At 73.7% G+C, this 1,922-nt stretch carries 3 protein-coding genes; all 3 read left to right on the top strand.

Annotated elements, in window-relative coordinates:
* On the top strand, positions 1-890 hold an 890-nt coding region (locus L0B03_RS17225), incomplete at its 5' end, for an EAL domain-containing protein (RefSeq protein ID WP_250448152.1).
* 9 nt (positions 891-899) lie between these two features.
* Complete coding sequence (gene pgsA / locus L0B03_RS17220) at positions 900-1,469, top strand: CDP-diacylglycerol--glycerol-3-phosphate 3-phosphatidyltransferase (RefSeq protein WP_250448150.1); 570 nt, start codon at positions 900-902, stop codon at positions 1,467-1,469.
* A 53-nt stretch (positions 1,470-1,522) separates the two neighbouring features.
* On the top strand, positions 1,523-1,922 hold a 400-nt coding region (locus L0B03_RS17215; RefSeq protein ID WP_250448154.1), incomplete at its 3' end, for a CinA family protein.

The raw sequence follows: 1,922 nt of genomic DNA, 5'->3' as shown, positions 1-1,922 counted from the left end.
TGGCCTCCGACTTGGCCGGCGGGGTCATGGGCCTGCTCGCCGCGGCGGACGCGGCGCTGTACCGCGCCAAGGCAGGCGGGCGCGGGCGCACCGAGGTGTACGACCCCTCGATGTCGATGGCGGGGGCCGTCCGGCACGGAGCGGCCGCCGAGCTCGGCCAGGCCATCGACGCCGGTCAGCTCGTGCTGCACTTCCAGCCCGTCGTGGACCTCGAGGACGGGCTCGTCGTCGGGCACGAGGCCCTCGTCCGGTGGCAGCACCCCGAGCGAGGACTGCTCCTGCCGGGGACCTTCCTCGCCACCGCGGACGAGGCAGGCCTCTCGGTCGCGCTCGGCCTCGACGTCGCACGGCAGGCGGTGGCGCACCTGGCCGCGACGGCCGACCGGGGGCACTGGGTCTCGATCAACGCCTCGGCAGAGCAGCTGGCCGACGGCGAGCTCACCGGCGTGGTCCTCGCCGAGCTCGCACGGCTCGGGGTCGCACCCGGGCGGCTCGTCGTCGAGCTGACCGAGGCCAGCCTCGTCGATGCCGGGACCCGGATCCGGCACGAGCTGTCCCTGCTCGGGCAGGGTGGCGTGCCGGTGCTGCTGGACGACTTCGGGACCGGGGTCGCGCCGCTGTCCTACCTGCGCGACCTGCCGGTCACGGGGGTCAAGCTGGACATGTCCTTCACCGCGGGGATCCCCGAGGACCCCGCGGCGGCTCGAGTCTCGCGGGCGCTGGGAGCCCTCGCCCGCGAGATGGAGATGGTGACCGTCGCCGAGGGGATCGAGACCCCCGAGCAGGCTGAGTTCCTCCGGGGCTGCGGCTGGCGCTACGGGCAGGGCTGGCTCTTCGGCGCGGGTCGCTCGGAACCTGTCGTCGGCGTGACCGACGGCCGAGCACCGTAGGGTTGGCCCGTGGTCGCAACAGGGACGCCCGTGTGGAACCTGGCCAACGGAGTCACCGTGGCCAGGATCGCTCTCGTGCCGATCGTGGTCGTCGCGCTGGTGCTCGACGACGGCGGAGGCGGGTGGCGATGGGTCGCCGCGGCCCTCTTCGCCCTGGCGGCGGGCACCGACCGGCTCGACGGCTGGATCGCCCGCCGGCTCGACCAGGTGACCGACTGGGGCAAGCTGGTCGACCCGATCGCGGACAAGCTCCTGATCGGTGGCACCCTCCTGACCCTCTCCGTCCTGGGCGACGTGCCCTGGTGGGTCACGGTCGTGGTCCTGGTGCGCGAGCTCGGCATCACCGCGATGCGGTTCGCCGTGCTGCGCTACGTGGTCATCCCGGCGTCACCCGGGGGCAAGCTCAAGACCGTGCTGCAGTCCGTCGGGATCGGGATCTTCGTCCTTCCGCTGTGGACCCTGCCGGGCGTCGTCACCGTGATCGCGTGGATCGTCCTCGTCCTGGCGGTGATCGTCACGGTCGTCACGGGTCTGGACTACCTCCGTCGAGGCTGGCAGGTGCGCAAGGCTGCGGGATGAGCCTCCACGCGGAGGGCCCCGAGCACCCCGAGCCCCCGGTCTTGGCCGCCGACATGTCCCGGCGAGCGGTCGAGGTCCTGACCCGGCTACGTCGGACGGTGGCCGTCGCGGAGTCCCTCACCGGAGGGGCCCTGACCGATGGCCTCGTCACCGTCCCCGGGGCGTCTCGGTGCTTGCGGGGCGGCGTTGTGGCCTACGCGACCGACCTCAAGCACGAGCTCCTGGGCGTCGACGAGACACTGCTGAGCCGGGACGGGCCGGTGCATCCTGACGTCGCACGTGCCATGGCCCAGGGGGTGCGCGTCCGGCTCACGGCGGACTACGGGCTGGCGACCACCGGGGTCGCAGGCCCTGACCCGCAGGGCGGACGGCCGCCAGGGACCTTCCACGTCGCGGTCGCCGGGCCCCGGGGGGTGGAGGTGCGGTCGTTCGCCCCGGCCGAGGCCGCGGGGC

This window comes from Actinotalea sp. C106 (assembly GCF_023630195.1).
In the GTDB taxonomy this organism is placed as follows: domain Bacteria; phylum Actinomycetota; class Actinomycetes; order Actinomycetales; family Cellulomonadaceae; genus Actinotalea.
Note: the sequence above shows the minus strand (reverse complement) of the source record. Positions and strands in the feature narration are given on the sequence as shown.